We start from the raw sequence: 7,109 nt of genomic DNA on the forward strand, positions 1-7,109 counted from the left end.
GCGTGGGGTTTACGACGTGTTGCCGGCCGTCGACCCCGCTGCTATCGGCTCTTGCAGTCGAGCATTCTCCAGCAAGCGTTCAAGAGCGGCCTCGACTTCGGCTTTCCACCCCAGCCCTTTGTCCAGTTCGAGGCGTAGCCTCGGAAAGTACGGGTGCGGTGCCACCACGACGAAACCCACGTCCATCAAGAAGTTCGCGTCGATGATGCAGTGTTCGACACAGCAGTCGCCGAGGGCCTCCAACACCGGCCGCACATCAGGTGTTACCGCGCCCGGGTTTTGCAAATCGGTGGCCGCTGGTGTCCGGCCGAAAGCTTCCAGCGCCCGGACGCCGCGCCGAACCAACTCTTCAATTACCCGGGCAATCAGACTGTGCGGTAAGTCGTCATCTGCTTGCCCGCGCTCGATGCCCATCGACGTAAGCAGCACCGCGTCCGCCGACACCGGCGCGGTAGGAAACCGCTGGGCTCGCGGCACCGCACTGGGCGGAGCGTAGAGCACATACCCGAGGCAGGGTGGTTCGGCGTGGCTGCGCTCATCGGGGACTGCCGTTGCGACCTGACCGCACGAACCCCACTCCAGCATCACCATCGACAACCAGGCTTCCTTTTCGAATTCGGGGTCGGCGAGGTGGTCGTCTTTGCCGAGAATCGCGGGGTCGACCTCCCAGAAAACGCAGCGTCGCGCATGCTTGGGGAGCTGCTCGAAGGCTTCGAGTCGTAACGCTGTGATACGAGCGGACACTAGTCTCCTGGCCTCCGTGCGGCATTGCAACCGATGGCCCTACACCTCCGCGGGCCAATGTGCACCAGCAACCCTTCTAGAATAAGAGAGTCGATCGCTATCGGGCCAGTATTCGCGATGCCACTCCAGCCGACTTGCACCGCATCGTGTCCGGCCGGTGACAATTGTCCGGTCCATTGCCCCGTCCAATCTCGAATCCGCTTGCCGCACACCGCGTCTCCGTTGATTCCCGCTCCCCGCAGCGGGTTGGCTTAGGCGCCGGAACCGGCGCGTTGTCACAGTGACGTAATTACAGAGCGTCCCTGTGCAGGCCTTTATCTCGGCTATCAGTGGTCATCAAACCGACTATGCGCGCTAAATCATCGACCGAGCCGAACTCCACCACAATCTTACCCTTGCGTTTGCCCAGACTGACGGTCACCCGCGTGTCAAAGGTGGTCGATAGACGCTCAGCAACATCTTGGAGGCCAGGCATCTGAATCGGCTTACGCCGCGGCGGCGCGGGTGTAGTCGCGTCGCTGTGATGGGCTTGGCGATTGGCCTCGTGATTGGCCAGCGTGACCGTCTCCTCGGTGGCTCGCACCGACAGGCCCTCCGCGACGATCCGGCTCGCCAGCTCCTCTTGCGCCTCCGGTCCGGCCTCGAGCGACAGCAGGGCGCGAGCATGCCCGGCCGACAGCACGCCGGCGGCCACTCGCCGCTGTACCGGGATGGGGAGTTTGAGCAATCGGATCATGTTGGTGATCAAGGGCCGCGAGCGGCCGAGACGCGCCGCCAGTTCATCGTGGGTGACCCCGAATTCGTCGAGCAATTGCTGGTATGCCGCCGCTTCTTCTAACGGATTCAGCTGTACTCGATGAATATTTTCCAGGAGGGCGTCGCGCAGCAGATTATCGTCGCCGGTCTCACGCACGATGGCCGGGATGGTGGCCAAGCCCGCCTCTTGGGCAGCCCGCCAGCGCCGCTCCCCCATCACTATCTGGTAGCGCACGCCGGTTTGGGATCCAGCCAATGACCGCACCACGATCGGCTGCAGGAGACCGAATTCGCGGATGGAGTGCACCAACTCGGCCAGTGCCTCTTCGTCGAACACCTGACGCGGCTGACGGGGATTAGCCTCGATGGCGCTCGGTGGGATTTCCCGATAGATGGCGCCCATCACGGAAGTGTCCGGGACCGGTCCGCCGATTACGACATCTGCCGTGGCAGATCCCATCCGGGGACCCAAGGTCGGTGGCCCCGATTCTCCGTCTGCCGGGCCAGTCGGGATCAGCGCAGCCAGGCCACGGCCGAGGCCACCCTTTCTGCGTGACGGCTGGGTCATGGTCGTCCCTTCGCGGATGGTGGTCGGTCACGCTCGGCAAGTTCGCGGCTCGCGTCGAGGTAACTCATCGCGCCGCGCGAACCGGGATCGTAATCGATGATGGTCATGCTGTAGCCCGGCGCTTCGGAAACCTTGACGCTGCGTGGAATCACCGTCCGCAACACTTTGCTTCCGAAATACTGACGGACCTCGTCGGCTACTTGATCGGCGAGCTTTGTCCGGCCGTCATACATGGTAAGGATCACGGTGGTGACCTCGAGTTGGGGGTTGAGGTGGGCCTTCACCATCTCGATGTTGCGCATAAGCTGCGACACACCCTCCAACGCGTAGTACTCGCATTGGATCGGGATCATCACCTCCGGTGCCGCGACGAGTGCGTTGATGGTCAGCAGCCCCAGCGAGGGCGGGCAGTCGACGAAAACGTAGTCGAAGTCGAAGTTGTCGAGTGCGGCCAGGGCGGTGCGCAACCGGTTCTCGCGCGCCACCATGCTCACCAATTCGATTTCGGCGCCGGCCAGATCGATCGTCGCCGGGATGCAGAACAGCCGCTCGCTGTGCGGGCTGCGCCGTAGCGCCGTGTGCAACGAAACCTCGCCGATAAGCATCTCGTAGGACGAGGGTGTGCCGGATTGCCGGTCGGTGATACCCAATGCGGTGCTCGCGTTGCCCTGGGGATCGAGATCGATCACGAGTGTCTTGAGGCCCTGCACAGCAAGCGCGGCAGCGATATTGACGGCGGTGGTCGTCTTACCGACCCCGCCCTTCTGATTCGCGATGGTGAGCACCCGGCGTCGACCCGGCCGCTGCAGCGGCTCGTGGGTGGTGTGCAGGACCCGCATCGCACGTTCTGCTGCAGCGCCGATGGGGGTGTCGAATTCTGTCGATGTTTCACGTGAAACATTCATCGTCGGATTGTGCGCGGCCTCAGGCGTCGGTGTCGGTGGTGTCATTTCCCGCTGGAATGGTTCGATAGTTGAAGCCTGGCCCGACCTTACGAGCGCGGACGGTCCAGCGGCCACCGGGCCCCACGGAGCACTCACGCCGTCCCTCCACTCGCCATCCGTGCCGACCCTCGGGCGATCTGCTTTCCACGTCGCGCGAACACCACGGTCGCGGGCGGACGCAAATAGTTCGCGCCACATGTCACCACCCTGACATCAACCGCGCCCGATGCGATCATCACACGCCGGTGCTCCCGTACTTCGTCGTGAGCCCGCTCGCCTTTGATGGCGAGCATTCGCCCGTTCGGCCGTATCAACGGCATGCTCCATTTCGTCAACTTGTCCAACGCGGCCACCGCCCGTGACACCGCAGCGTCGCTGCCGCCCAATTGGTCCTGCACCCAGGACTCCTCGGCGCGCCCCCGCACGATCTCAACGGCCACGCCCAGATCTGTCACCATCTCTCGAAGAAACTCGGTGCGGCGCAGTAGCGGTTCTAGGAGAACTACCTGGAGGTCCGGCCGCGCTATCGCCAATGGCACGCCCGGCAACCCGGCTCCGCTACCGATATCCACGACCCGGTCACCGCGTTCGAGGAGCTCACCGATCACGGCGCAGTTCAGTAGATGCCGGTCCCATAGCCTACCGACTTCGCGGGGTCCCACCAGCCCCCGCTCCACACCGGGTCCCGCCAACGCTTCGGCGTACCGCCGAGCAAGGCCAAGCCGCGGTCCGAAGATCGCAGACGCCGCAGGCTCGATCGGAGACATTACGCACTCCGCCGGCTCGTGAGGTCTGTGTCATGTTTCACGTGAAACATTCTCCGCTCTCGAGACGCTGGCCCAGCCGCTCGGCCACGCATCGCTTACTGCGGCGTCGGTCGGAGCCGCTGGCTCGCGAGCTAGTCGCGGAGCACAACGACTCGGCGTTCTGGCTCCACGCCTTCGCTTTCGCTGTGCACACCTGGCACCGCTGCAACCGCATCGTGGACGATCTTCCGTTCGAACGGCGTCATTGGAACGAGTTCCTCGCGGTCACCGGTTTCGGCCACTCGCCGCGCCACCTCGTCGGCCAGCGCCGCCAATTCCTCCCGGCGCCGCCGTCGCCACCTCGCGATGTCTAGCATCAACCGGCTCCGCACACCGGTCTTCTGATGCACCGCCAACCGGGTGAGTTCCTGCAGAGCGTCGAGCACCTCGCCCCCGCGCCCGACCAACTTGTTCAGGTCGTCACTGCCGTCGATGCTCACCACCGCACGATTGCCTTCGACATCGAGGTCGATGTCGCCATCGAAGTCCAACAGGTCCAATAACTCTTCCAGGTAGTCGCCTGCAATCTCGCCCTCGGCGACCAATCTCTCTTCTTGATCGTCGGCCTCGTCAGCATCCGTCGCCGTGTCCTCCCGGACGCCTCCACCCGGTGCTTCTGCGTCGACGTCGAAGTCGGTGGTGTCAGCGTCGGCCATGGCTTGCTCTCCCCTCGTCTGCGGGTGGGTTGTGTTTGTGGGACCGCCTGCCCGGCTGCCCGGAAGGATTGTCAACGTTTGCGTTTTTTCGGTCGCACCCCGGGCCGCGGCGTACGGGCGCTCGGGCCGCTGTTGCGTCTGGCCGGATTGGACGTGTCGGCTGGTCGCTCAGTGCTGGCGTCCGACTCTGCCCCGTCATCGGTGTCCCCGGCTTCTGTTGGGGCTGCCGCATTGGTCGCTGGAGCGGTCTTCGGGCTCCGCTTGGGCTTAGCTCCCGGGGCCGGCGCGTTGGCCGCCCGGCGCCGGACCGCCTCCTGCTTTTTGGCCTCCTCCTCCTTTTCGATCATGCCGAAGACGTAATGCTGCTGCCCGAACGTCCAGATATTGTTCGAGAACCAATACAAGATGATCGCCAGTGGCAGGAACGGTCCGCCGACGACTACGCCGAGCGGAAATACGTACAGCGCCAGCTTGTTCATCATCGCGGTCTGTGGATTCGCAGCCGCCTCGGCGCTCTGCCGCGCGATAGACGCGCGACTGTTGAAGTACGTCGCGATGCCGGCCAAGATCATCACCGGCACACCCACCGCGATCAACGCAGGGCGACTGAAATCGACGAACGCATCCAACCCGGACCGTTGCGTCATGTACGCCCCGATCGGAGCGCCGAACAAGTTGGCATCTAGGAAGTGGCCGACGTCGACCGGGCTAAAGACGTAGTTCCCAGTCAGTCGGTTCTCGATCACCGACAAGTGTGGTTGACCAAAGCCCCCGGTCGTACGGTTAAACGAGCGCAACACATGATAGAGCCCAAGAAACACCGGAATCTGCGCCAGCATCGGCAAACATCCGAGAATGGGGTTGAAGCCGTGCTCGCGTTGCAGCTTTTGCATTTCGAGCGCCATCCGCTGACGATCCTTGCCGTATTTCTTTTGCAAGGCCTTGATCTGTGGTTGCAGTTCCTGCATCTGCCTGGTGGTGCGAATCTGGCGCACGAACGGCTTGTACAGCAGCGCACGCAGCGTGAAGACCAGGAACATCACCGACAACGCCCAGGCGAAGAAGTTGGATGGTCCTAGCACAAACGCGAACAGCCGGTACCAAACCCACATGATCCACGACACCGGGTAGTAGATGAAGTCGAGACTGAAGAAATCAAACAAAAGACTCACGCTCCCCTCGCTTTGACGCAGGGTTCCAGTCGTCGTTCGCGCCGTCGACGTCTGTCTGGCAGCTCCGGCCTGTCGTTAAGCCTTCCGGTATCGGATCCCATCCTCCCCGATGCCATGGTCCGCACTTTGCGAGCCTGATCATGGTCAACCAGCTTCCCCGCAACAGGCCATACTCGGTGAGCGCATCGACGGCGTACTGACTACAGGTAGGGACAAAGCGGCACGACGCCGGTCGTAGCGGCGAAAGCATGTGCCGATAGACCTGGATAACGAAAATCAACCCCCGCGCTGATGCTCTACCGGTAACCCGGACCACGCGCCCACAGCTTTGCCTAGACAGACTCACCGATCACTACCTGCCAGTTCGACAGCCCTCCGCAAGCCGCGTCGCAGTTGCTGCTCCAACCGAGCCGAGGAGACATGCCGGCTGCTTGGCAGCGCGCGGATCACCACATGATCGGACGGGTGGAGTTCTTTGACGATCGACCCAGCCACGTGCCGCAGCCGACGTGCCACGCGGTGGCGTTCCACGGCCGACCCCACCGACTTGGCGATAATCAGTCCGACGCGCGGCCCACCGCTACTCCCACGCCACCAATAAACGACCATGTCAGACCGCACGGTACGCATCCCGTGCTTCACCGTTGTTTCAAAATCCGCTGACCGCCTCATGCGGTTGCGTGCACGAAGCACCGCAAATAAGCCCGATGTTGCAATCAAGCACTGAGCGTGCGCCGACCCTTGCGTCGCCGGCTGGACACAATTGACCTCCCGGCGCGGGTACGCATCCGTAAGCGGAAACCGTGAACACGAGCTCGCCGCCGGTTGTTCGGCTGGAAGGTCCGTTTGCCCTTGGTCACGGGCGTCTCCTCGCTATGTCTGGCAACATCACCATCCGGCCACTCACTGCCTTCCAACTCGATTGGCCCGCGGGACGGTCGGAGGTGGTTTTCGCTGCTGGCCGGCGCGGTCCCTGGACTAATCCAGGTCGCAGCCGCATCGCCGACTTTCGGGCGACTGTTTGAGGGTACTTACGCGCCTTCGCCTGGTCAAACCTCGCCCACCCGGCAACCGCTTCAGGGCATCCTGCCCGCTAAGCTGCTCACCATCCGTACACCCGAGACCGCCACACTCACAAAGAACCCACCACAACGCAAAACAACGGTTGGCAGCCGTACGGAAAACTGTTAGCTTCGGGCGGTGTAGTTATCACGCCGTTTCAGCGTGGAAACGGCACTCGACAATCAAGCGAGGATGGCGGATCGACTAGCGGCCCGGACAACTTGAACCGGGTGTTTTCAACACGAGGATCGCGAGCCGTTGCTGGTAGGTTGCGGCTGGTTATCGACGGTACTGTCCACATTTGTGGATAGCCATGTGGACAGTTCACCTGCCCACAACAACGGTTGTAGCTCGACCCGGAACCAAGACCCGGAACTAACGAGAACCAGGGAGATACGTCG

Annotated in this window: 9 protein-coding genes; all 9 read right to left on the bottom strand. The window is 62.8% G+C overall.

The annotated features are described in order from the left end of the window. Positions 1–9 precede the first annotated feature (9 nt). Positions 10–744 carry a hypothetical protein gene (locus MCAN_RS20690; protein WP_003400171.1) on the bottom strand — a complete coding sequence of 245 codons (735 nt, stop codon included), beginning with the start codon at positions 742–744 and terminating at the stop codon, positions 10–12. Positions 745–1,033: 289 nt separating this feature from the next. After that, on the bottom strand, positions 1,034–2,068 hold the full coding sequence (locus tag MCAN_RS20695) for a ParB/RepB/Spo0J family partition protein (RefSeq protein ID WP_014002031.1): 1,035 nt from the start codon (positions 2,066–2,068) through the stop codon (positions 1,034–1,036). After that, positions 2,065–3,108 (bottom strand): chromosome partitioning protein ParA, encoded by a 1,044-nt coding sequence (parA, locus tag MCAN_RS20700; protein WP_003400180.1) that lies wholly within the window; start codon positions 3,106–3,108, stop codon positions 2,065–2,067. Before parA ends, MCAN_RS20695 begins: the two co-directional genes overlap by 4 nt. Then, a complete protein-coding gene (gene rsmG, locus MCAN_RS20705; RefSeq protein ID WP_003899763.1) occupies positions 3,105–3,779 on the bottom strand; it encodes a 16S rRNA (guanine(527)-N(7))-methyltransferase RsmG in 675 nt (224 codons plus the stop codon). Before rsmG ends, parA begins: the two co-directional genes overlap by 4 nt. A gap of 131 nt (positions 3,780–3,910) precedes the next feature. After that, positions 3,911–4,474, bottom strand: a complete 564-nt coding sequence (locus MCAN_RS20710) for a Jag family protein (protein ID WP_014002032.1) — start codon at positions 4,472–4,474, stop codon at positions 3,911–3,913. Positions 4,475–4,545: 71 nt separating this feature from the next. Then, on the bottom strand, positions 4,546–5,646 hold the full coding sequence (gene yidC, locus MCAN_RS20715; protein ID WP_003899765.1) for a membrane protein insertase YidC: 1,101 nt from the start codon (positions 5,644–5,646) through the stop codon (positions 4,546–4,548). After that, positions 5,630–5,992 (bottom strand): membrane protein insertion efficiency factor YidD, encoded by a 363-nt coding sequence (yidD, locus tag MCAN_RS20720; RefSeq protein ID WP_003899766.1) that lies wholly within the window; start codon positions 5,990–5,992, stop codon positions 5,630–5,632. Before yidD ends, yidC begins: the two co-directional genes overlap by 17 nt. Continuing rightward, the gene (gene rnpA / locus MCAN_RS20725; RefSeq protein ID WP_041180198.1) at positions 5,989–6,339 is read right to left on the bottom strand and encodes a ribonuclease P protein component; all 351 of its coding nucleotides are present in this window, start codon (positions 6,337–6,339) and stop codon (positions 5,989–5,991) included. The genes yidD and rnpA overlap by 4 nt, the downstream gene beginning before the upstream one ends. Positions 6,340–6,362: 23 nt before the next feature. Then, positions 6,363–6,506: a 50S ribosomal protein L34 gene (gene rpmH / locus MCAN_RS20730; protein WP_003400206.1), complete on the bottom strand. Its 144-nt coding sequence runs from the start codon at positions 6,504–6,506 to the stop codon at positions 6,363–6,365. Positions 6,507–7,109 lie beyond the last annotated feature (603 nt).

The organism is Mycobacterium canetti CIPT 140010059 (assembly GCF_000253375.1).
In the GTDB taxonomy this organism is placed as follows: domain Bacteria; phylum Actinomycetota; class Actinomycetes; order Mycobacteriales; family Mycobacteriaceae; genus Mycobacterium; species Mycobacterium tuberculosis.

Coding starts and splice junctions, on each gene's coding strand:
- MCAN_RS20695 (WP_014002031.1), bottom strand. CDS start 2,068: ATGACCCAGCCGTCACGCAGAAAGGGTGGCCTCGGCCGTGGCCTGGCT.
- rsmG (WP_003899763.1), bottom strand. CDS start 3,779: ATGTCTCCGATCGAGCCTGCGGCGTCTGCGATCTTCGGACCGCGGCTT.
- MCAN_RS20710 (WP_014002032.1), bottom strand. CDS start 4,474: ATGGCCGACGCTGACACCACCGACTTCGACGTCGACGCAGAAGCACCG.